The organism is Thermosynechococcus sp. Uc (genome assembly GCF_029335995.1).
Taxonomy (GTDB): domain Bacteria; phylum Cyanobacteriota; class Cyanobacteriia; order Thermosynechococcales; family Thermosynechococcaceae; genus Thermosynechococcus.
The window spans coordinates 58801-82551 of sequence record NZ_JARJMS020000093.1 but is presented as its reverse complement, the minus strand read 5'-3'; the positions used below and the strand labels follow the sequence as shown (position 1 = coordinate 82551).

Annotated in this window: 19 protein-coding genes; 6 read left to right on the top strand and 13 right to left on the bottom strand. The window is 52.1% G+C overall.

The genetic code is table 11. From position 1 onward, the window contains the following. From P3X23_RS10695 to P3X23_RS10670, 6 genes are all read right to left on the bottom strand, one after another. The coding region (locus tag P3X23_RS10695) for an Hpt domain-containing protein (RefSeq protein ID WP_300876499.1) at positions 1–888 on the bottom strand (888 nt) is incomplete at its 3' end. Then, positions 888–3698, bottom strand: a complete 2811-nt coding sequence (locus P3X23_RS10690; protein ID WP_300876497.1) for a methyl-accepting chemotaxis protein — start codon at positions 3696–3698, stop codon at positions 888–890. The genes P3X23_RS10695 and P3X23_RS10690, both read right to left, overlap by 1 nt. 33 nt (positions 3699–3731) lie before the next feature. Next, positions 3732–4247 (bottom strand): chemotaxis protein CheW, encoded by a 516-nt coding sequence (locus P3X23_RS10685; protein WP_300876494.1) that lies wholly within the window; start codon positions 4245–4247, stop codon positions 3732–3734. A gap of 2 nt (positions 4248–4249) precedes the next feature. After that, entirely contained in the window at positions 4250–4612 is a 363-nt protein-coding gene (locus P3X23_RS10680) for a response regulator (RefSeq protein WP_300876491.1), read from the bottom strand. A 53-nt stretch (positions 4613–4665) separates the two neighbouring features. Continuing rightward, on the bottom strand, positions 4666–5901 hold the full coding sequence (locus P3X23_RS10675) for a response regulator (protein ID WP_300876488.1): 1236 nt from the start codon (positions 5899–5901) through the stop codon (positions 4666–4668). 285 nt (positions 5902–6186) lie between these two features. After that, positions 6187–7953: an iron uptake porin gene (locus P3X23_RS10670; protein ID WP_300876485.1), complete on the bottom strand. Its 1767-nt coding sequence runs from the start codon at positions 7951–7953 to the stop codon at positions 6187–6189. A 305-nt stretch (positions 7954–8258) separates the two neighbouring features. On the opposite strand from P3X23_RS10670, the gene P3X23_RS10665 reads away from it, so the two are divergent. Both P3X23_RS10665 and P3X23_RS10660 read left to right on the top strand, forming a co-directional pair. After that, a complete protein-coding gene (locus tag P3X23_RS10665) occupies positions 8259–8432 on the top strand; it encodes a hypothetical protein (protein WP_300876483.1) in 174 nt (57 codons plus the stop codon). Continuing rightward, positions 8429–8572: a hypothetical protein gene (locus P3X23_RS10660; RefSeq protein WP_300876481.1), complete on the top strand. Its 144-nt coding sequence runs from the start codon at positions 8429–8431 to the stop codon at positions 8570–8572. Before P3X23_RS10665 ends, P3X23_RS10660 begins: the two co-directional genes overlap by 4 nt. A gap of 45 nt (positions 8573–8617) precedes the next feature. Here the strand turns inward: P3X23_RS10660 and lipA are convergent, their stop codons facing one another. Next, complete coding sequence (gene lipA, locus P3X23_RS10655; RefSeq protein ID WP_300876479.1) at positions 8618–9505, bottom strand: lipoyl synthase; 888 nt, start codon at positions 9503–9505, stop codon at positions 8618–8620. A 173-nt stretch (positions 9506–9678) separates the two neighbouring features. Here lipA and P3X23_RS10650 point away from each other — a divergent pair, with 173 nt between their 5' ends. The 3 genes from P3X23_RS10650 to P3X23_RS10640 all read left to right on the top strand — a co-directional run bounded on the left by P3X23_RS10650 (position 9679) and on the right by P3X23_RS10640 (position 14311). Beyond that, complete coding sequence (locus P3X23_RS10650) at positions 9679–10647, top strand: protochlorophyllide reductase (RefSeq protein WP_300876511.1); 969 nt, start codon at positions 9679–9681, stop codon at positions 10645–10647. A 79-nt stretch (positions 10648–10726) separates the two neighbouring features. Beyond that, positions 10727–12169, top strand: coding sequence for an NADP-dependent phosphogluconate dehydrogenase (gene gndA, locus P3X23_RS10645; protein ID WP_300876477.1), 1443 nt, complete (start codon positions 10727–10729; stop codon positions 12167–12169). A 378-nt stretch (positions 12170–12547) separates the two neighbouring features. Continuing rightward, the gene (locus P3X23_RS10640) at positions 12548–14311 is read left to right on the top strand and encodes an ABC transporter ATP-binding protein (RefSeq protein ID WP_300876475.1); all 1764 of its coding nucleotides are present in this window, start codon (positions 12548–12550) and stop codon (positions 14309–14311) included. On the opposite strand, the gene glgB is transcribed toward P3X23_RS10640, so the two are convergent. The 4 genes from glgB to P3X23_RS10620 all read right to left on the bottom strand — a co-directional run bounded on the left by glgB (position 14308) and on the right by P3X23_RS10620 (position 19208). After that, the gene (gene glgB / locus P3X23_RS10635; protein WP_300876473.1) at positions 14308–16608 is read right to left on the bottom strand and encodes a 1,4-alpha-glucan branching enzyme; all 2301 of its coding nucleotides are present in this window, start codon (positions 16606–16608) and stop codon (positions 14308–14310) included. The two genes, P3X23_RS10640 and glgB, sit on opposite strands and share 4 nt — an antisense overlap. An 83-nt stretch (positions 16609–16691) precedes the next feature. Next, positions 16692–17783 (bottom strand): quinone-dependent dihydroorotate dehydrogenase, encoded by a 1092-nt coding sequence (locus P3X23_RS10630; protein WP_367186608.1) that lies wholly within the window; start codon positions 17781–17783, stop codon positions 16692–16694. Between the two features lie 38 nt (positions 17784–17821). Further along, positions 17822–18364 (bottom strand): hypothetical protein, encoded by a 543-nt coding sequence (locus P3X23_RS10625; protein ID WP_300876468.1) that lies wholly within the window; start codon positions 18362–18364, stop codon positions 17822–17824. 157 nt (positions 18365–18521) lie between these two features. Beyond that, positions 18522–19208 carry an energy-coupling factor ABC transporter ATP-binding protein gene (locus P3X23_RS10620; RefSeq protein ID WP_300876508.1) on the bottom strand — a complete coding sequence of 229 codons (687 nt, stop codon included), beginning with the start codon at positions 19206–19208 and terminating at the stop codon, positions 18522–18524. A gap of 63 nt (positions 19209–19271) precedes the next feature. On the opposite strand from P3X23_RS10620, the gene P3X23_RS10615 reads away from it, so the two are divergent. Beyond that, on the top strand, positions 19272–21422 hold the full coding sequence (locus P3X23_RS10615; protein ID WP_300876465.1) for an HAD-IIB family hydrolase: 2151 nt from the start codon (positions 19272–19274) through the stop codon (positions 21420–21422). Positions 21423–21557: 135 nt separating this feature from the next. Here the strand turns inward: P3X23_RS10615 and P3X23_RS10610 are convergent, their stop codons facing one another. Beyond that, positions 21558–21695, bottom strand: a complete 138-nt coding sequence (locus P3X23_RS10610) for a hypothetical protein (RefSeq protein WP_300876463.1) — start codon at positions 21693–21695, stop codon at positions 21558–21560. A 2-nt stretch (positions 21696–21697) separates the two neighbouring features. Continuing rightward, complete coding sequence (locus tag P3X23_RS10605; RefSeq protein ID WP_300876461.1) at positions 21698–23740, bottom strand: putative PEP-binding protein; 2043 nt, start codon at positions 23738–23740, stop codon at positions 21698–21700. Positions 23741–23751: the final 11 nt, after the last annotated feature.

Here is a 23751-nt window from a genome sequence, read left to right as displayed (position 1 = left end):
AGACAATAAATCTGCAAAGGAGAAAGATTCAACGTCAGCACTGGCAAAGTCTTCGACCCCTAGTTCTTGATTGAGGGTTGCCAGCGGTAAATCAATAATGGTTTGCTCCTCGTCCTCCTTTGCGTCATCGGTTTCAGGGGTTTCCAAGCGAGTGGGCAAAGCTTCCAGTTGACCAGTGATCACAAGGGCTTGACAGCGTCGCCATTGCTGCACAATGTGGGCACCCGCTTTGCTGACATCGCAGTTGGGTTGTTCTAGATAGGCACTGACGGAGGCACAAAATTCAGCAAATTGAGGTAGTTCGAGCATTTGCCCTAGGCCTTCCAATTCTTGGGCGGCGATCGCCAGCTCCTCCTTGAGGCAGGGCTGTCCGGGGGTTTGCAGCACCGTCTCCAGTCGTTGCAAGCAGGCCTCCACCTCAGTTTCAAAGAGAACTACCCGCACCTGCTGACCATCATCGCCGCTAAGGAGAGCCAAATCATCCTCCACTGTGACATCCCCTAGCCGTCCCTGCAACTCATTCAAAATCGGCTCCACTTGGGTGCGCCACCAACCCTCATTAGGTTCAACCCCTTGGCGATGGAGGGTAATCATTACTTGCAGTTGATCCGCTGCCTGAAGCAGCAGATGTTGTACCGTTACATCGTCACAGGGTCGCGATTTCAAGATCTTGAAGAAATCCTCAAGGCGATGTGCCAGTTCACTGAGGGACATAAAGCCCATCATTGCTGCCCCGCCTTTGATGGAGTGGGCCGCCCGCAGCACGCTATCCATCACCGTCGGCTGGTGAGACAATTGCAGTATCCCTGCTTCGATGGTTTGCAGGTAGTCCTGAGCTTCCTCGAGAAACTGGAGGCGGATCAATTCATCGGGGCCGGCAGCTGCCATTATTGCTCCTCGGTGCTGACCTTGAAGACATTGACAGACTCCTGAAGTTGCTGTGCTGCATGGGCTGTTGCCTGAAGGGATTCAGAAATTTGGTTGACCGTGCCGGAAAGCTCTGTCCACACCTTGGCAACTTCTCGCATTAAAACACCAATCACTTCTGAGGTGCGGGTTTGGGAAATGGTAGCCTCGGAAATCGAGCCAACAAGGTCATCAATTCGTTGTGACTCAGCCACAATCTTTTGCAGATTGTCTTTTGCTTCTTCAACCAAGCGGGTTCCCTCCACCACTTGGGCAGTCCCGGTTTCCATTGCACTGACCACTGCTTGGGTTTCCTGTTGAATGGTCTCGACAACTTGTTCGATTTCGCGGGTGGCTGCGGCTGAGCGTGCGGCCAATTCACCCACCTCTTCGGCAACCACAGCAAATCCTCGCCCCTCTTCGCCGGCACGGGCGGCCTCAATACTGGCATTGATGGCCAAGAGATTTGTTTGTAAGGCAATTTGATTAATTAAAGAGATAACTCTCGAGATTTGCTGTGAGGCTTCGCCAAGGCGTTTTACTTTCTTCGCCGCTTCGGCAATGGTTTCCCGCAACTGGAGAATACTTTGCACTGTCTTATCCATACTCTGCCCACCCTTGAGGGCGCGATCGCTTGCCTCGCGGGCAACTTCAGCAGCGGCTTGGGCACCCTTGGCCACACCTTGAATGGAGGTCACCATTTCCTCCACTGATTCTAACAGCCGTTCTACTTTTTTTCCTTGGCGGAAAGCCTCTTTTACCAAGCCCTGCATTCTTTGATCCTCCGCCAAAAGGGCACTGCTGACTCCCTCGGTTGTGGCTTTTACCCGCAGCACCAAATCCCGCAGGCCTTCAATGAGGGCATTAAAGATATCCGCTACGGTTCCCACTTCATCGGCAGTAATGTCTGCCCGCACTGTGAGATCTCCCTGGGCGGCTGCTTCGGCTTCATCCAGAAACTGAATCAATTGCTGCTGAATGCGATCAGTACGCTCTTTTTGCTGCTGCGCCAATTGCTGGGCTTTCTGCTGCGCCCGGATGGCTTCTTGAAGAAACACCTGGCGCTCTAAAGTCACTCCTAACTGAGTAGCCAACAGGGAAAAGTTATCTATTTGCGTTGGCTGCCACTGCCGCGGACCTGCACACTGGTGGGCAATGAGCAAGCCCAACAGAGAATCTCCTACCCGCACTGGCACCACAAGGTTGGCGCGCACCTGGAGGGGTTTGAGTTGGTTCAAGTGGCATTCTGTTAAACCCGCCTGAAAAATATCGGCGGTTGCTTGAATGCGCCCCCTGCGGTAAGCTTCAACCCAGTTTTGGCGGAAACAGGGGTCATCAATAACTCGATCTAGAGCCTTTGGCCAACCTTCGGCTACCGATTCAGCCACCACTCGACCCACAAAGTTTTCATCGAATTCGTAAAAAATGACGCGATCGCAGGCTAACAATTCTCGTCCTACTGTCACTGCCTCAGCAAGCACCTCTTGGCGCTGCGACTTTTCACTCAGCCGCAGAAAGGCATCCCGCAGCAAGGCTGCCTCTTGAGCATCTACTTGAATTTGACTCAAGGAAGCCTGTAGCTGATCAACCATTTGGTTCACAGTTTGGCTGAGGATGGCGAGCTCATCATTCCCTTGCACTGGCAAGTAGATGTCAAAATTGCCTGCGCTAATTTCCTCCACGGCTTGAATTAAACGTAACAGCGGTTGGACTTGCCGTCGGCTGAAGAAGACAGCAATTCCTGCAAGCAAGAACACAAATGCACACCCGCATAGAACCATTACCCAAGTAATTGTTTGTACGGGTTGTAGGATAGTGCTCTCATCAACTGCCAAGACAAGACTCTTAAAAGGAGCAGAAAGAGCCTGGGCAGCCACCACCACTGGTCTGTTGTTCAATTGCTGCCACCGCCGGCCTACGTCTTGAACGCCGAGTTGGGGAAGTACTGCCTCTAGGGGCTTTCCTTCTGCTTCAGCCTCAGAGGCAACAACAATCCGACCCTGCTGATTGACAAGGTAGAAGTTACGGGCTAAATTTTGGGGCGTTGTGTTTTGCAGAAAGCCTCTCAAGTTGGCAGCAGAGATACGAAGCCGCAAGACAGCTATAACCCGTTTAGTTTTCGCATCCAGAATTGGTGTCGCTACAAATAGACTAAGGGGTTTCTCAGGAAGAGAGAGTGCGGGTTCGAGGGTTAGGACGGATTGTTTAGTTTTTACAGCCAACTGAAAATACTCTTGCCGCTGCAAAACGTTATTCGGAAGCGGATTGTTCAAATTTGATTGGCCAAGAATAGTGCCGCGACCGTCGTTGGCGATTACGGCAGCGCTGTCGTAATTAGAAGAACTTTCAACGATTTTTTCTATCAAGGATGAGAGCGCTGCAACATTGACATTGCGCTGTTGGATATCTCCTAGGAATCTTAATTGCAGTTGGTAAGCCTCTAGTTCGGCATTCCCTAGTCGTTCTTTCAAATAATTGTTGAATTGAATCCCAATCACTCTTGCCTGCTCAGCTTGTGTCTGTAGGAGCTGGCGAATTAGCACCTGCCGCAAGCTCAAAATTGCCACTGAGCCAGTAATCAACAACGGTACAGTAGCAATGGCGATCGCCCCCAGTGTAATCTTGCGCCGCAAACTTCCACGCTTTTTCGGCGGCTGAGAACCCGCCGGCGGTGAGCCGCTAGTTTTGAGAGCACGAGTATCAGCGGCGGATTCCGTTGGCGGCTCAACTTGGTAGTTAAGAACCGAAGGAGGTAAAGGCGGTAGATCAATTGGCGGTTTAGCAGTAGTCATTGTTTACCTATCCCAGTTGCATGAATCATCAGCCTACCGAGCAGTTACAGGAACACACTTTGCCCAACAATGTTCGGCGATCGCCTCCCCATCGAGGATAAAAAACATTTCTTCTTCCAGACGGCAACAACCCTTCACATAGGGAACTAGCGCTGCACTGAGTGTACCCACAGGCGATTGAATTAAACTCTCAGAAAGACGAGCAATCCCACCCACTTGGTGCAGAGCCAGTGCTAAGTGCCCCTTAGAAGTTTGCAGTAATACAATCGTAAATAGCGAACTCTCCTCCAGTGGGTTGAGGCTCAACAAAAGAGCTAAATCAAACACCCAAACAATACGGTTACGAAAGTTCAGCAGTCCCATCACCACTGCGGGCATGTTAGGGATCAGCGTCAACTGTTGCGGCGGAATCACCAGCACCTGCTGAATCTGAGTCATCGGCAGCAATGCCGTTAATTGGTCGTGTACAACCAAGCGCAAGTAGGGCGTTCCTTGGGGGCGATCGCCTTGTCCTTCACTGTAATTCAACCAAGGTGCTGCCCCAATCATCACTACATCACCACCGACTTCAGTGCTCGCACAAGATCGTCACGGGTAAAGGGCTTGGTGACATAAGCATCTGCTCCCTGTTTCATTGCCCAAAGACGGTCTAATTCTTGGTTTTTAGAGCTACAGACCACCACTGGCAGCTTTTCCGTCTCCGGATTTTTCTTGAGTGCACGACAGAGTTCAAAGCCACTCATCTCCGGCATCACCACATCAGTAATCACCACATCTGGTTTATATTGGCTGATCTTTTCAAGTGCCTCCTTTGCCCCCAGCGCCTCAATAACCATATAGCCAGCTTCCCTGAGTAACGAACTGATGAAAGCCATTTCCGAGGGCATATCTTCCACAACTAAAACTTTCGTCATTCCTTCTCCCCTGCTTCTGTTCTATTCAGATTGTAATGCCAATATACTTCGTCCTAGCTTAAGTAGCGAAAGACCATTTTCAGCAACGCTTCTTGCGTAAAAGGCTTGGTCATGTAGTCCGTCGCCCCCACAAGGCGTGCTCTATCTCGATCAATGAGTCCTGTGTTACCCGTCACCATAATGATGGGTACCGACTTAAAGCGTTCATGGTTACGAATAACTTTGCAAAACTTATAACCGTCAATATTGGGCATCCCCACATCCAGCAAGATGAGATCCGGGTTGAGACGCATCACCTCCATGAGGGCTTTCACAGAATCATTGAGGGCAATCACCTCAAAGGCATCATCTGCCAAAAACCGCTTAATTTCATTGAGCATGGCCGGACTGTCATCAATACAGACAATCCGATAGGTGCGGTTGGGCACCTGAGAAGTAAAGAAGCCACTGCCTAAATCACCACTTTCCTCTGCCACTGCGGGCGCAGTTTCCTGCCACAAACTGGTATCAAAACTGGGCAGCAAATCAAAGGGGTGTTGCGGCTTTCGAACAACTACGGCTCCCTTCTCAATCAACGGCAAAAGGCTACGTACCAAGGTAATTTCATTTTGGTTGAGCAACACCGCCAAATGGCGAAAGCTAAAACCCCGTAGCATAGACCCCAAGCGTTGCTTCTGGTCTGGGGTTAAATTGACTTGGCTACCCCCAAAGAAGTAGGGACGCTGGAAAGGAGAAACAATTTTGTGGCCAAGACTCAGCCATTGCTGAATTTTTGACTTGCACTGCTGAATGAGTCGGCTGGGGTTAAAGCGGTTAACAATCGGCACCTCGACATAAGGCACTAACTGGTGATGACCACTTTTGAGATATAGAAACGACTCTAGGACTTCAACAATCAGCCCCTCCACCAATTGGTTAAACTGCTCTGGGGTAATGATGTGCTGAGTCAGCAACCAGCGCAGACTCTCATACTCATAAATGGGGGTTGGGGTATCGGCCTGTTCCCATTGCTGTCGTACTTGGACACGCAACTCGCGATTGAGTTCAGGAACTGTATGGCTCAGTTGCCGTAAATGGCGCTCAAAGCGATCGCCTGGCTCAATCGTGTGGGTAGCATAAATCAAGTCCCCCTGATCAAAGTAGAGAAACCATTGTTGCTGTTGAACACCAACCTTGAAACACCCTGTCCCTCCAGAACTGCTGAGTTGCTGAAGCAATGACTCAGGGTGAAGTGTTTCTATAAATTGTGGTGTTCCCCCAGCACTAAAACCGCGATCTGATGTCATCATATTAACCTCCAAGCTGCTACCCCCACCGAAGCCTCGTGAAACTCCAGCAGCAGCCAGTAACTTTGATAGGCAAACTAGTTGAGTTCTTGATCGATACCTTAAGTAAGATATGCTTAAGAATACCGATATATTGACTATATTAAACGGTATCAGTAAAAAGATGAAAGAAAACTTCAGAAAAATTAATGACTTTTACAAAGGACAGTAAACTAAATCCCCTTTCTCAAAAACAAAGATGAAAATTGAATTCCCCTCCCCTTTGAGGAGAGGGGCTAGGAATGAAGGTTAGAACGTAAACGTTGTACGAATCACACCTTGGAGAATCGGCTGACCGGAGATTACACCACCTCCATTGGTATTGTTGGGGTTGATGATTGCCGTAAAGATAGGCGTGATGCTGATGTTGTCACTGATAGGGAATTTGTAGAAGGCCTCTACGTTAAGTTGGGTGGCGTTATTACCAGCCGCAAAATTAGGCGCATCGTTGATAAACGGTGCACCCGCAGCAGCAGCTAAAACAGACCCCGGCACAAGGAGATCTTTGTAACCAATGCCGGCCATGAAATTATAGGCCGTCATACCGGCAGCCCCGAAACCGTTAGGAGCATCCGAAAAAGGCAAGGGCGACACACCCGGAAAATAACCACCCGGAATACTGGCAACACCAGCACGGCCAAAAATACCTAAGCGACCCAGATTCAGCTCAAAGTTAATCCCCCCTGCTCGAGCTTCGATGCCATAGGTCTTAGAGTAGGTACCCTGCAGACGAACTGCATAACTGTTTTTGCCACCACCGAACCGATTGGCATACTCTAGCTCTAATGAAGCTTGGAACGGATCACCTGCAAACCCCCCCCCCGGACTTGGTGGAGCAATGCCTGAAGCTGCACGATTTGCCTCACCCGCAAGATAAAGGGCACGGACAGTAAAGGGGCTTTCCTTGGGATTCCATTCAATAGCAGCGCCTGCACCCCCTAAGTAATTCATGGCATAGGGAACGATGAAGGGGTTATTGAGGAAAAAGTACGTACCAAAATCGCTGGCTCCATCATTTGCCCAGCTATTCTTGTCAATAATATCGCTGGGGTAAAATAGAGGCCCTGCAGTGATTGTAATGTCTTGAATAGGCTTGAAGCTGTAAGCTAGGCGGTCAAGCTCAACATTCGGACCGATAACAGACCAGTAGTACTGGCTAGGACTAAAGTAGGGAAGTGGTCCGACTGTATTGTCAAAGGTATCTCCTGCTCCTAGGGTTGAGCCTGTCTGCAATCCCAGGCCATAGGTACTAATGGCATCAAGACCACCATTTCCTGTAGAGAGGTTTATTTGCAGTAGGTCAGTGCCAGTGAAGCTGGTGTTCAGACTCAGAAGCACGGCAGCAATGACGGTGGGGTTTGTGTTACTAGGAGCAGGTCCAACAGGACTGACAGAAGGATTCGCACTACTGGGACGACCGCCGTACTGAACGGACATAACAGCCGTAGCTGTCAGTTTAGTAGTAGTTGAGAATTGAGTTGCTTCAAGGGCAGCAGTACGGGCTTCAAGGTTATCCATGCGACCGCGCAGTGTAGCGAGTTCAGTAGCAAACTCATTCATCAGCCGTTGCAAGGCTGCTAGGTCTTCCTTGGTGGCAAAGCGATCGCTAATTACATCGAGGCAGGCATTTAAAGCCGCTGCCATTTCATAACGGGTCGCGGCACGGTTGCCCCGGAAGGTGCCATCGGGATAACCCGCAATACAGCCGTATTTTTCAACAAGGGAAGCCAAGGCTTGGTAGGCCCAGTCGGTGGGGCGGACATCAGAAAGTTGAGAGACAGAGGTCACCTGCCCCATGGATTTTTCATCAGCCAGGAGCTGATTAACAGATGTAATGGTGCTAGAAGCGTCTGCAATGGTGTTGGCAGTAGGCGGTGCTTCAGAAACTTGGGAATGTTGTGGTTCAACAGCAATCAGGTTTTCAAAGTTAGCAGGTTCACTAGCGGTAGCAATGTTAGCCCCTGCAACCACACCCAGTAGGCTCAAGCCACCTGCTAACAGGTAAGTCTTTTTCACAATGTTACTCCTCACTCACGAGCATCTGGGTTCGGCAGAGCGATCAACTCATTCTGCTGTCTCCTAATACTTAGCTTACATAATACAGCTCCAATTTATTATGAGCCGACTATGCCAGTTTTGATAAATACCAAACACTTACTCTTTGATTTGTTAAATCTAGCCTGCCTTGCCGACAAAGTAGGAACTGCGCCCCAGGAGCCTTTCTGAGAGAGGTTGTGGAAACTAGAGAAGCACTGTGCGGTGGGTAGAGTGTAAAGTATAGCCGCAATCCACAACTCTAAATCTGGACGTAATGAAATGTAATGACCTCTCTCCTTGAAGAAAAACTGCGGGCAGCGTTTCCCCCGAAACAGGCACATCTACGCGGTAGTTATGAGTTTGATTTGGTCATTCGCGGTCAAGTCCATGGAGAGCTGGTTCTTGTACTTGGGGAAGTCAAAAGGAATATTACCGAATCTAAGGTGAAGCGATTTTGAGTCTTGTGGCTCAAGTGGAAGCGACTGAGGACATTCGCCCCCTGTTTTTTGGCTTTTGTGTTGAGGGTGCAGCCAAGGAGTTGATTCGTGAGCGGGGAGCTGTGATGGTCACTACAAGGGGCAAATACTTTCCTGAGTAAACCGTCACTTGAGCAGTGGGGACGAAAAACTTAATGGAGTATCCATCACGCTTCTTGGGTTGGCGTGGAGTCTGCTGCATGGTAGGAACTGCGCACAAGGGGGCCTGAACGCACATGAGAAAACCCTAGTTCCCGTGCGATATTGCCCAAGGTGTTAAATTCTTCAGGTGTCCAATACTTCACTACCGGTAAATGATTCAATGAGGGGGGTAGATATTGTCCTAAAGTCAGGCGATCGCACCCCACTGCTCGCAGGTCTTCTAGGGTTTGAATAACTTCTGCTTCGGTTTCCCCTAACCCCAGCATCAGTCCTGATTTGGTGGGAATGTGGGGGTTGAGTTCTTTGACAGTGGCTAAGACCCGCAGTGAACTGTCGTAGGTGGCACCACGACGCACCGGTCCTTGAAGGCGGCGGACGGTTTCAAGGTTGTGATTATAGCAGGCGGGCTTTGCAGCCACAATTTGAGCAATGCAGTCTCGTTGGGAGAGACGACCCCAATCCATGCGAAAGTCGGGGGTGAGGACTTCAATGTCGGTGTCTGAGCAGCGTTGACGAATCGCCTCCATGGTGGCTACAAATTGACCCGCCCCCTGATCCGGTAAATCATCCCGAGCCACAGAGGTTAAAACCACATAGCGCAATCCCAAGGCAGCCACAGCAGCAGCAATTTTTGCAGGTTCCTCCGGATCAACCGCAGCAGGCGCACGCCCCTTTTCCACTTGGCAAAAGGCACAGGCACGGGTACAGGTGGCACCCAAAAGTAGAAAGGTGGCGGTTTTGTGAGCATAGCATTCACCGCGATTGGGACAGCGCCCCTCTTCACAGATGGTGTGGATGCCATAGTGGCGCACGAGGCGTTGAACAGTGGAGAGTTCACTGGCTTTGCCAAGGGGTTTACGCAGCCACGGCGGCAAGGGTTGGGAGATCGTCATAGAGTCGGGTTAATCCTGAAAATAGGGGAAAAACGAACTAGATACAAAACTTGATTAACTATCGAGTCTATTTATTAAGTAACTGTAAATGATTGCAGGTGGTGCTTCTAGGGGGCGATCGCTTCTATGGCAGGATCAATAGCGACGTTACCGCAGGTATGCCACAGAAACCTATGAGTGATCAGCCACGCCCAACGGTCATTATTACCGGTGCATCCTCTGGAGTTGGATTGTATGCCACCAAAGCCTTAGCCAATCGGGGCTGGCACGTTGTTATGGCCTGCCGCAATCTTGAGAAAGCAGAGCAAGCCGCCAAAGACTTGCAAATTCCGCCGGAGGCCTATACGATTTTGCATTTAGACTTGTCCTCGTTGGCCAGCGTGCGCGGCTTTGTTGAGTCATTTCGGGCATTAAATCGCCCCTTGCGTGCCCTTGTCTGCAATGCCGCCGTCTATTACCCCTTGCTCAAAGAACCAATCTACAGTGTAGATGGCTATGAAATCAGTGTGGCTACCAACCATTTGGGACACTTTCTGTTGGCCAACCTCCTCCTCGATGATTTGAAGAACTCCCCTGAAAGCGATAAACGCTTGGTGATTCTCGGCACAGTGACAGCCAACCGCAAAGAACTCGGCGGTAAAATTCCCATTCCTGCTCCCCCTGATTTGGGCAACCTTGAAGGCTTTGAAAAGGGCTTCAAAAAACCGATCGCCATGATTAACGGCAAGCCCTTCAAGTCTGGTAAAGCCTACAAAGACAGCAAACTGTGCAATATGCTCACGGTGCGGGAACTGCATCGCCGCTTCCATGACTCGACGGGGATTGTCTTTAGCTCCTTGTATCCTGGTTGTGTGGCGGATACGCCTCTATTTCGCAACCACTTTCCCCTCTTCCGGAAGCTCTTCCCCCTCTTCCAGAAAAAAATTACTGGGGGCTATGTCAGCCAAGAACTGGCGGGTGAGCGCGTCGCAATGGTGGTGGCAGACCCAGAGTTTCGCCAGTCGGGGGTGCACTGGAGCTGGGGTAACCGCCAAAAAGAAGGCCGCAAAGCCTTTATCCAAGAACTCTCGGCGGAGGGCAGTGATGAGCAAAAAGCGCGCCGTCTTTGGGAGTTGAGCGAAAAACTTGTGGGGTTGGCCTAAAAGTTAATACCTTCTTCCATTCCTCTTGCTGACCTTGCCGCTATGGTGGAAGTGATCCTTGCCATTGCAGGACGGATGTATGTCACAGCAAGATTTTGGCGTTATTGGCCTCGCCGTCATGGGGGAAAACCTTGCCCTCAACGTGGAGCGAAATGGATTCTCAGTGGCGGTTTATAATCGCACGCCTGCCCGCACCGAAACCTTCATGGCTGAACGAGCCGCAGGCCGCCGCTTCAAGGCCACTTACAGTCTTGAGGAGTTTGTCGCATCCCTGTCGCGTCCCCGCCGCATCTTGGCGATGGTCAAAGCCGGCAAGCCCGTGGATGACCTGATCCAGCAACTCAAGCCACTTCTTGAACCCGGCGACATCCTCATTGATGGCGGCAACTCCCTCTACACAGATACTGAACGCCGTGTTGCTGAAATGGAGGCGGCAGGACTTTGCTTTTTTGGTATGGGGGTCAGCGGTGGTGAAGAAGGTGCCCTCAATGGTCCGAGTCTTATGCCCGGCGGTAGTCGTGAAGCCTACCAAGCCCTCGAACCAATTCTCACCAAAATTGCAGCCCAAGTGGATGATGGCCCCTGCGTTACCTACATTGGACCAGGGGGGTCGGGTCACTTTGTCAAGATGGTGCACAACGGTATTGAGTACGGCGATATGCAACTCATTGCCGAAGCCTATGACCTACTGAAAAACCTCCTAGGCCTCAACCACCAACAGCTCCATGAGGTCTTCAAAAGCTGGAATGAAACCCCCGAACTTAACTCATTTTTGATTGAAATTACTAGCCAGATTTTCACTTATATTGACCCAGAAACCCATCTGCCCCTGGTGGATGTGATTGTGGATGCCGCGGGTCAAAAGGGAACCGGTCGCTGGACCGTAGAAAGTGCCCTAGAAATGGGGGTGGCTATTCCAACAATTACCGCTGCTGTAAATGCCCGCATTATGTCCTCCATCAAAGCTGAGCGGATGGCGGCTGCCCAAGTCCTTCCTGCTCCTGCGGTGCATTTTAGCGGCAATACTGAAGAATTCATCGGCAAAATTCGCGATGCGCTCTACTGCTCAAAAATCTGCTCCTATGCCCAAGGGATGGCTCTAATTGCCAAAGGGTCGCAGGAACTGTTTGACAACCAACTTAACCTGAGCGAGATTGCTCGCATCTGGAAGGGGGGCTGTATTATTCGGGCTGGCTTCTTGGATAAGATCAAGCAGGCCTACAGCGAAAATCCCCAACTGGCCAATCTACTGCTGGCGCCGGAGTTTCGGCAAACAATCCTCGATAAACAGGCGGCGTGGCGGGAGGTCTTGGTGGAGGCGACCCGTGCTGGGATTGCGGTGCCTGCTTTTGCCGCATCGCTGGAGTACTTCGATAGCTATCGGCGCGATCGCCTGCCGCAAAATCTCACTCAAGCGCAGCGGGACTTCTTTGGTGCGCACACCTATGAGCGAATTGATAAACCGGGAACCTTCCATACCGAGTGGGTACCAATTCAGGAGGCAGGTAAAGCCTCCGTTTAAGCAGTGCCGCCGCGCATCCTACGCATGAACGCGAGGCGTCATATTCCCAGTTTCCCAGAAGCAGGCTGTAAAATCACCCGAAACGTAGGGAACAGGCTAAAAGTTGGCCTGAACAATTTCAGCCCCAAACCCACAGGCAGAAATGACCTAGGGTGCTGCAAAGGGAAACGTTCTTGGCAGTAGGCGAGAGCGCCGCCTCCCTCTCTGGTAACAGGATTGGGAAGCAACGATTGAATTGCGAGTTGCGTTCACCGGCAGGAAGTACAGTTGGGTGGGCGGCTTTCCTAGGGAGCAGTTCTTTAGCTTATCTTAAGTAAGAATTAGGCAAGTCAACCGCTTGCTTGCAATTATCCTGCACTTTGGGGAGGCCAAGACGCTTTGCATCCGTTTCTACAACTTTTGAAGCACAGCCAACGCTACCAACGCCAAGTGGGGCGTGCCTCCCTTTACTCCATTCTGAATAAAATTTTTGATCTTGCTCCCCCCGTTTTGATTGGCATTGCCGTGGACTTAGTGGTGAAGCGACAGGACTCCCTCTTTGCCCGTTGGGGGCTGGTGACCTTTGAGCAGCAACTCTTGGCCTTGGCGGGTCTTTCGTTTGTGATCTGGAGCTTGGAGTCGCTCTTTGAATACGCCTATGCCCGCAGTTGGCGCAACTTGGCACAGCAGATTCAACATGATTTGCGCCTTGAGGCCTATGCCCATGTCCAAGAGATGGACTTGGCCTTTTTTGAGGATCGCAGCAGTGGGGTGTTGCTCTCGATTCTCAACGATGACATTAACCAACTGGAGCGATTTTTGGATGGCGGAGCCAACGAGGTGTTGCAGGTTACAACCACGGTTCTTGTCATTGGCGGGATTTTCTTTTATTTGGCTCCAGGTGTGGCCATCTGGGGCATGCTGCCCATGCCCTTTATTCTTTGGGGATCGGTGATCTTTCAGCGGCAGCTTGCCCCTCGTTATGCCGATGTGCGGGAAAAGGCGGGACGTCTCAGTGAACGCTTGGCCAACAATATCACGGGCATTCAAACCATCAAGAGCTTTACTGCCGAAGCCTACGAGTTGGAGCGCTTGGCTTGGGATAGTGAAGCGTATCAACAGAGCAATCGCCGCGCCATTCGGCTGAGTGCGGCCTATATTCCCCTGATTCGCTTTGTGATTCTCTTTGGGTTTACGGGAACGCTGGTGTTGGGAGGCTTTGCTGCTTTTCAAGGGCACTTGGATGTGGGTGCCTACAGCACAATGGTCTATCTAATTCAACGGCTGCTCTGGCCCCTAACCCGTTTGGGGGAAACTCTGGATCAGTATCAGCGCGCCATGGCCTCAACGCAGCGGGTGCTGAATTTGCTGGAAACGCCGATCGCCATTCCTACGGGCGATCGCCCCCTCAATCCGCGCCATGTCAAAGGAGAGGTGCGCTTTGAATCCGTTAGCTTTGCCTATGGCGGGCGTTCCCCCGTTCTCACTGGGGTTAGTTTACATGTGCCTGCTGGTCAAACGATCGCCATTGTCGGCGCTACGGGATCCGGTAAAAGTACCCTTGTGAAATTGCTACTGCGCTTCTACGAGATACAGCAGGGGCGCATCCTCATTGATGGGGTGGATATTCGGGAGTATCGGCTGCGGGACTTGCGCGCTGCCATTGGCTGGGTGAGTCAAGATGTCTTTCTCTTTCACGGCACTGTCTTGGAAAACATTGCCTATGGCACTCCGGGGGCAACCCTTGCTGATGTTATCCACGCAGCAAAGCTGGCTGAAGCCCATGAATTTATCCAGGAACTCCCCCAAGGCTATGACACAGTGGTGGGGGAGCGGGGGCAAAAACTCTCTGGCGGTCAGCGACAACGGCTGGCGATCGCCCGTGCCCTTCTCAAAGACCCACCGATTCTTGTTTTGGATGAGGCCACGTCGGCAGTGGACAACGAAACCGAAGCCGCCATCCAGCGATCGCTAGCACACATCACGGCGCATCGTACCACCATTGCCATTGCCCACCGCCTCTCGACAATCCGCCATGCCGACTGCATCTATGTCCTTGAGCGCGGCAAAATGGTTGAACAGGGAACTCACGAGGCCTTGCTGGCTCAGCAAGGAGTCTATTATGGCCTCTGGCAAGTCCAAGCAGGCATTCTGGAGACTTAGGGTTGCAGGTTATAGCGCGCCCGCTCTGCTGCTGTCTTCTCTCGATCTAGTTTCAAGATCAGCACCGCCAAGGGGGGCAAGCAGAGATCTAAAGAATAGCGACGGTTGTGGTAAGGCCACTCATCTGCCCATTTACCGCCGAGGTTGCCCATATTGCTGCCGCCGTATTCACGGGCATCGCTGTTAAAGAGTTCACTGTAGAAACCATGCTCTGGTACACCAATGCGGTAGTGGCTATGGGGCTGCGGGGTAAAGTTACAGACGACAACGACAAAATCTTGATAGTCCTTGTCCCAGCGGATAAAGGAAACAACGCTATGGCGGTTATCGCTACAGTCAATCCACTCAAAGCCCTCCTGTTTGAAATCTTGGGTATAGAGGGCGGGTTGGGAACGGTAGAGGCGATTGAGATCCTCAAAGAAGCGTTTGGTTTGCTGGTGGGGTTCGTATTGCAGCAGGTGCCACTCTAAATCACTCCAGACATTCCACTCGCTCCATTGGGCAAACTCCATCCCCATAAACATTGTTTTCTTGCCGGGGTGAGTGAACATGTAGGCAAACAAACAGCGCAAATTGGCAAATTTTTGCCAGCGATCGCCGGGCATTTTGCCAATCATGCTACCCTTGCCGTGCACCACCTCATCGTGGGACAGGGCCAACATGAAGTTCTCGCTGTGGTGGTACCACATACTAAAGGTGACATTATTTTGGTGGAACTGGCGGAACCACGGATCCATGCTGAAGTAATCCAGAATATCGTGCATCCAGCCCATATTCCACTTCAAATTAAAGCCCAGCCCGCCCATGTAAGTTGGCCAAGAGACCATCGGCCACGCCGTTGACTCCTCAGCGATCGAGAGAATCCCCGGAAAGTAGCTAAAGATTACATGGTTGACTTGGCGCAGAAAGTTAGCCGCCTCTAAGTTCTCCCGCCCGCCGTATTCATTGGGAACCCACTCACCCTCCTTGCGGCCATAGTCAAGATAAAGCATCGAGGCCACCGCATCCACACGAATACCGTCAATGTGGTACTTGTCAAACCAAAAGAGGGCATTGGCCACTAGAAAATTGCGCACTTCGTGGCGACCATAGTTAAAGACAAGGGTGCCCCATTCCTTATGTTCGCCCTTGCGCGGATCCGCATGTTCGTAGAGGTGGGTGCCGTCAAAGAATGCAAGGCCGTGGCCATCCTTAGGAAAGTGCCCCGGTACCCAATCGACAATGACGCCAAGGCCGTTTTGGTGGCATTGATCTACGAAATACATAAAGTCCTGGGGACTGCCATAGCGAGAGGTGGGGGCATAGTAACCGGTCACTTGATAGCCCCAAGAGCCGTCGAAGGGATGCTCGGCAATGGGCAAAAGTTCAATATGGGTGTAGCCCAATTCCTTGACGTAGGGAATGAGTTTAGCCGCCAATTCGCGATAGGTGAGAAAGCGTGCCCAGGGCTTAAGTTCTGCCACCTGTACGGGTTCTTGGGGTTGACCATCGGCACCAATGGGCGGATTCTCCATTGAGGCGTGGAGCCACGATCCTAAATGCACCTCAAAGACAGAAATCGGTTGGGTGAGGGGGTCAGTGTGGCGCCGCTTTTCCAGCCAGTCGCCATCGTTCCATTCGTAGCTATTTAAGTCAGTGACAATGGAAGCGGTCTTGGGGCGTGGTTCTTGGTAAAAGCCGTAGGGGTCTGATTTTTCGTAGATGTGGCCGTCTTGGTTTTTAATTTCGTACTTATAGTGCTCGCCAACCCCCAAACCAGGGATAAAGAGTTCCCAGACGCCATTGCCGCGTCGTGCCATTTGGTGTTTGCGCCCATCCCAGTGGTTAAAGTTGCCAATGACAGAGACATTGCGGGCATTGGGTGCCCAGACGGCAAAATAAACGCCTGTGACCCCCTCCACCGTCAGTAGGTGCGCCCCCAGTTTCTCATAAATGCGGTGGTGATTGCCCTCGGCAAAGAGATGAATATCAAAATCCGTTAGCTTTGAGGAGCGGAAGGCATAGGGGTCATAGATGACGCGCTCGTGGCCATTTTCGTAGATTTTCAGTTGGTAATTATTGAGTTCCGCCACGGGAATGCGGCACTCGAAAAAGTGGGGGTGGTGAACCGGCGTCATCGGATATTCTTGCCGCAGCTCCGGACAGAGGACACTCACCCGTTCGGCGTTGGGTAAATAGGCGCGTACCGCCCACACGGATTGGCCATTCTCACTGATCTGATGACAGCCCAAAATTTCAAAGGGGTCGTGGTGCTGGTTGGAAACAATACGGTCAATCTGTTCGGGCGAAACGGTCATATTTTTATACTTTCGTAAAATATAGAGACAATACTATAGAAAAGTTAACAGTCAGAATGCTCCCCTTGACAAGGGCATAGATCCTATTTCTCTGGTTTCTCTTGATCGGCTGAGTGAGTTAGGAGTCCTTTGAGTAGCTCTCGCAGTAGGCTCGGTCCTTGGTAAATCCAACCGGTGTAGAGTTGCACCAGGGTGGCACCGGCCGCCAGTTTCTCAATCACATCCTCTGGCGTAAAAATACCCCCCACCCCAATAATCGGCAGTGTGCCTTGGGTCTGTTTGTGGATAAAGCGAATGACAGCAGTGGCGCGATCGCGCAAAGGTCTGCCACTCAGCCCTCCTGCCTCCTCCCCTGGCGATCGCCCCGTCTGAGGAATAATCTGGGTTTTCAGTCCCTCCCGTGCCACTGTGGTATTGGTAGCTACAATCCCAGCGAGTTCATAGGTTTGAATCAAATCAAGAATTGCCGCAATTTGCTCCCAACTCAGGTCGGGGGCAATTTTCAGGAGCAGGGGCTTGCGGGGGTAATTGGCGCTTTGTAGGGTTTCCAAAATGGGTTCCAGTTGTTCCTTTGCTTGCAGGTCCCGTAACCCCGGTGTGTTGGGAGAACTGACATTAATCACGAAGTAATCTCCTAGGGGATGGAGCCGGCGAAAACTTGCTAAGTAATCCTCTTTAGCGGATTCTAAGGGGGTAATTTTTGACTTGCCCAAGTTGATACCGATGGGAATTGTCGGGTCGGGCGATCGCGCCAACAGGGCAGCCATGGCCTCTGCGCCAGCGTTATTAAATCCCATGCGATTGATGGCAGCCAGATCCGCCGGTAAGCGAAAAAGGCGCGGACGGGAATTGCCAGGTTGAGGGTGCCAAGTGACGGTGCCCAACTCGGCAAAGCCGAAGCCAAAGGCTGACCAAACACTGCTGGCCACCCCATTTTTATCAAACCCCGCTGCCAAGCCAATCGGATTAGGAAAGCGCAACCCCCACACTTGCCGCTCTAAACGCGGGTCTGATAGAGCACAGCGTTGCTGGAGTTGCTGCCGTAGCCAAGTGCTTAAGCCATGATCTTGATTTAGCCACCCACAAAAGGAAATAAACTGCTGGTGCAGAAATTCTGGATCGGCCTGCAATCCCGAAAAGAGAAATGGCCGCAGTAGGTGGCGATAGAGATCAATGGCCATTTAGATTGGACTTGATTGGCAGCACTGCGACCCTAATCCAAATAGCCCATGAGGGCAGGGGAATCATCAATGATGTTGGAGGCAACGGGACGCTCTCCTGCCGAGTAGTAGGTTTCAGCAATGTGTAGGCCACTGGTGGTAATCGGACGAATGCCCATCCAATTGACCGTTTCTACAATTTCAAAGTTATCGGCAGCCACTGGACGTACCCCCATGATGTTGAGGGTTTCCACCACCCGGAAATTAGTTGCCACAATCGGGCGAATACCAGCGGCATTGATACTGTCATAAATTTGCAGGCCACTGCTGAGTACGGGACGCTCGCCGGCATCTTTAATCATGTGTACGACTTGCACGGGACTGGCTTCAATAGGGCGTAAACCAGCGCTATTAAAGGTTTGCCACACTACAATGTCGCTGGCTGTGGGTGTACCTGCGGGGGCGAGAGCTGTTTTTTCGGCAAGGGAGACCATTTGACCACCATTTTCCTTGCCAGGTGGGTTGTGGCGACGGCTGGGACGAGTGGCTTTGGCGGTGGGTTCTTCGGGGGGTGGGGTTTGGGGAGTTTCAGTCATGGCGATCGCTCCTAATGCAATAATTCAATCCTACAGGGGAATTCCTATGCAAGCATTCTATATCTATTGTCTTTAGATCATAGCAGCCAAAGAGGGATGTCAGGGGTTTGCGACATTGCTTTCGGCGTGGAAACGGTATTCAGCAACGGCTTGCTTGTTAGGCGTGAAGCAGAGGGAGCATCTCGGTGGGTGCCCCTTGGCCAATGACTTTGCCGCGATCAAGAACAATGGCACCATCCGCTTGCGCCAGTTCATCAAGGCGATGGGTAACCCATAGTGCTGTGATCCCTTGGGTATTGACCAGTTGGCGCACGTAGCCCAAGAGTTCCCGCTGACTATCGGGGTCAAGGAGGGCTGTGGGTTCATCGAGTAACAGCACCCGACAATGGCGAGCGATCGCCCCGGCAATGGCAACTCGCTGTTTTTGGCCGCCACTGAGGGCATAGATGGGACGGCGTTCTAGCCCCTGTAAATTCACCGCTTGCAAAGCGGCACTGACGCGCTCGCGCACTTGCCAATAGTTGAGCGCCTCGCCATTGAGACTAAAGGCAATATCCGCACCAACACTGGGCATCACCAGTTGGTGATCGGGATTCTGGAACACAAAGCCAAGGGGCTGCTCCACATAGACTTCGCCCCGTTGGGGCTGCAGGAGACCCCCTAAAATCTTTACCAGTGTTGATTTACCACTACCATTGCGGCCTAGGAGCATCCAGAGTTGCCCCCGAGGGATTTCTAGCGACACCCGATCCAACACCAAACCCTCTGGCGACCAGCCAAAGGAGACTTCCTTGAGATGAATTGCTGGGGGGATTATCGCCATGGCTTTTTGGACAATGCTCATGTTTTTCGGTAGGGTGGGGATGACCCTCAATTGGGTTATCCTGCACCAAGTAGGGGAGGAGCTATGCAAGAGGGATTATACATTGTCCTCATCAGTATTCATGGTTTGATTCGGGGCGATCGCCTAGAATTGGGACGCGATGCCGATACAGGAGGACAAACGCGCTATGTTGTCGAACTGGCAAAAAGCCTTGCAGCCCATCCCCGTGTTGCCCAAGTTGATTTAGTGACTCGCCTGATTGCCGATGCCAAAGTCAGTCCAGACTATGCTCAGCCCATTGAGCCAATCGGCGATCGCGCTCGCATTGTGCGACTTGCCTGCGGACCGCGCCGCTATTTACGCAAGGAGGTGCTCTGGCCCTACTTGGACGTATTTGCTGATGAACTGCTGCGGCATCTGCGCCAGTTTGGGCGTATGCCCGATGTTATTCACAGTCACTATGCCGATGCGGGTTATGTGGGCTGCCGCGTTGCCGGCTGGTTAGGAGTTCCCCTTGTTCACACCGGCCATTCCCTCGGACGGGTCAAACGACAACGACTTCTTGCCCAGGGCAGTAAACCCGATGTCATTGAGGAGCAATTTCACTTTACGACCCGCATTGAAGCCGAAGAGCAAACCCTTGCCAGCGCCGCACTGATTATTGCCAGTACCCATCAGGAAGTGGAAGAGCAGTATCGCCTCTACGATCAATACGACCCAGAGCGGATGGCGGTGATTCCGCCGGGGGTGGACACTAGCCGTTTCTATCCTGCTCCTGTTCCCAAGGATTTGCCGTTTCTCAAGGAATTGCGCCGCTTTTTAGTCGAGCCAGAAAAACCCTTTATCTTTTGCCTCTCCCGACCAGTACCGCGCAAGAATGTGGCCGCCCTGCTCAATGTCTATGGCAGCGATCGCTTCTTACAGGAGCAAGCGAATCTTGTCTTAGTTCTTGGCAATCGCACCGATATTAGCAAGATGGAGGCCGGCCCTCGCCAAGTATTCACGGAACTCTTTTTACTGGTCGATCGCTACGACCTCTACGGCAAAGTGGCCTATCCCAAGACCCACACCAGCGATGAAGTCCCCGATCTCTACCGTTTAGCAGCACAGCAGCGAGGGGTGTTTATCAATCCGGCCCTCACCGAACCCTTTGGCCTCACGCTCATTGAAGCCGCTGCCTGTGGATTGCCAATTTTGGCCACAGCGGATGGCGGGCCGCAGGAGATTATTCGTCACTGTTGCAATGGTTTACTCTTTGATGCCCTTGATCTAGAAGCAATTCGCCGTGCACTGCATCAAGCGTTTCAAAGTGAGAGCCGGTGGCAAACGTGGGCAGAAAATGGCCTCAAGGGAGTACAAGCCCACTACTCTTGGCGCAGCCATGTGGAGATGTATCTTCAAGCCCTTGATCAACTGTCGGAAAAATCGGTGTTGCCAGCCTTAAGTTTGCAACGGCAACCCAGCCAGTATCAAGGCAATCAATTCCCGACCATATTGACGCGGAACCGTCTGCTGACCCTTGAACGCCTATTGATTAGTGATATTGACAATACACTGATTGGTGATCGCGAAGCCCTTGAGCGACTCTTGACTCTCCTACAACGCCGTCCTGAAATGGGTTTTGGTGTCGCCACGGGGCGTCACCTAGAGCTGGCCTTAGCAGTTCTCGACGAATGGGGTGTGCCAATTCCCGATGTGTTAATTACTGCCGTCGGCAGTGAAATTCACTACGGCCCCCATCTTGTCCCTGATACGAGTTGGCAGCAGCACATTAGCTATCGCTGGGAACCGCAACGGGTAAAAGATACCTTAGCAGCGGTGCCGGGGTTAACGCTACAGCCTGCGGAAAATCAGCGCTCCTACAAAATCAGTTACAACGTTGATACGGCGGTCTTGCCCAGTATGACGCCCGTCCTCCGCTTACTGCGGCAGCACAAGCTCCATTGTCGGCCTATTTTCTCCCACAATCAGTTTTTGGATATTTTGCCCCTGCGCGCCTCTAAGGGGGATGCCCTGCGCTATCTTGCCCTCAAGTGGGGCTATCCGCTGCAAAAACTTTTGGTGGCTGGTGATTCTGGCAATGATGAGCAAATGCTGACGGGAAATACCCTTGCTGTTGTTGTGGGCAATCACAGTCCTGAATTGGAAAAGTTGCGCGATCGCCCCCACATTTACTTTGCCAAAGGCCACTATGCCCAAGGAATTCTCGAAGCAATCGAGCACTATAGCTTCTAACGAAAAACCTGCAACAGCGTCAAGCGGGCAATGGGTAACCCATCAGCATCTGAGCCGGCGCCTCTAGCGTTGGTTGCCGACTGGAATTGAGTTGGGGGTTGTCTTGCCTTGCTGGATTGAAGTCAGTGCCACCGTTCATCCATGCTGGCGTAACTTCGCAAGAATAGGCAGCGTGTATTCTGGTGTTGGACTATTATCAAAGGTCAAAGCCACGTAGTTAGCAGGAATTTTCGTTGCCTCGGCTTCACCGCTAAACAACACCAAGTTATCCACACTTAAAGCTGATCTAAAACCTGAGTGACAACTTCAGGACTAACAGAAATGCTATCAATACCCAACTCAACAAGCCAAGGGAGCCAATGGGGATACCGACTGGGAGCTTCGCCGCAAAGACTACAGCTTAGGTGATGAGCTTTGGCTTCCTGAATGAGTTGGGCGATCGCCCGTCTTACAGCGGAGTGATCTTCGTTGAACTCTGGCAAGGCAGCGTCGCGGTCAATGCCCAACAGCAGTTGGGTGAGATCATTGGTGCCAATGGTAATACCCGTAATTCCCAGCGGTGCCAATTCCGAGAGGAGAAAGAGAATAGCGGGCACTTCTGCCATGACCCAGAGTTCAACCCCTGCACTGGAGACAAGCCCATGCTCTGCCAGTGCCGTTTGACAATAGCTGACTTCGCGGGCACTGCGCACAAAGGGCAAGATAATGCGCAGCGGACAGCTGGATTCTAAGCGATGGGCAATCGCCAGCGCCGAGAGTTCCAGGTGAAACAGCTCTGGGCAATGGGGATAGCGACTGACGCCCCGCAGTCCCCAATCCGTTTCGGGTTCAAAGCGATGCCCCCCCAACAGTTGTCGATAATCTGCTGGCCGCAAATCCAACGTGCGATAAAAGAGGGGACGAGGAGCGATCGCCCGCATAAATTTACACAGGTGCTGTACCCAGCGATCGCGCAACTGCTCCGCTTCCCCCTGCTCCAACCAATGACAGGGATGGCGATGATCTAAAAAAGCAAGGAGCATTAGCTCGGAACGCAACAGGCCAATGCCATCACAGGGGAGCGATCGCAACAACCGCAGGGCATTCACTTGACTGACATTCACCATGAGTTTTAAGGGCAGCCGTTTCACCGCTGCTGGTGACGAGGTTTGGAGAGAGGGAGTAGCCACCACTGGCAACGGCTCTGACGGCAGTTGATAGATAGCGCCTCGATGACCATCGAGAAACAGTGTCATACCAGAACTGATCTGCTGCGTGGCATTAGCGACACCGACAATAGCAGGCCGTCCCAATTCCCGCGCCAAAATTGCTCCATGACTGGTTAGCCCGCCTTGCTCACAAATCACGCCCACAGCAGCACTCACTAGGGGCAGCCAGTGGGGCGGAATGGTTTGAGTCACTAAAATCCGTCCGGCAACGGCGGCGGGGGCACAAGGCTCGGTCACCACCAGGGCAGGAGCGATCGCCTGTCCTGGGGCAGCAGCTATGCCCTCAGCAATTAGCGTGCGTTCCAGCGGCTTCAGAGGGAGAGTTGCCGGTTGCGGCTCCGGCAAGCACTGTCCCCACCACACTTGGGTCTGACTGCGATGCCAAACCCACAGATGCGAGGGTGTCCCCCGACAGGCCTGCTGCAACTGTTGCTCTTGCGCGGGCGTCAGAGCAATTCCCCGCGGCGGTAAGGGGATACCTTGATGGGGGAGAGCCACACCGCTGGCGATCGCCTTCAGTGTTGGATTGGTTCTTATCCACCAGCCAGAGGCCACAATCGAACTTAAGGGGTAAAGCAAAATTGCCACCTTGATTTGACAAAAATCCCATCCCCGCTGCCAGTAGAGATACAGATTCTTGGCTCGCACTAGGGCGGCAAAAGTCTTTTCAATGGCTTGATGACACAGGGGCAAACTGGGGCATCTTAAAACGGTTCCACTGCCAACGCTCCAAGGCAGATCCTGCGTTTCTTGCCAAAGATAACTGGTGAGCACAAGATGAGACTCCCCCCCCTGTTGTTGCCAAAAGTGATGACACGCAGCAAAAACCATTTCTAACTCCCCCACATCCAAGGGCGGCAATTGATGGGTCATCTCCAGCGCCAGTGCCTTGAGATCTGACGCATTGGGGGGCAGCTCTTGCCAGCGATCGCAGGTCGCTTGCCACAGAGGAATCACTCCAGAGCGTAACTGTTGCCAGACCTTGGGGGAAATCAGCCAAATAGGATGAGGCGGGGGCAAGCGTTTTTGCGTCTCTTGCAGCGCAACTAGTGTCGAGGAGAGCGCTGCCGCTGGGTACTGCTGTAGGGGTTCTAGAAGGAGTGATGTCACAAATGCTCTTC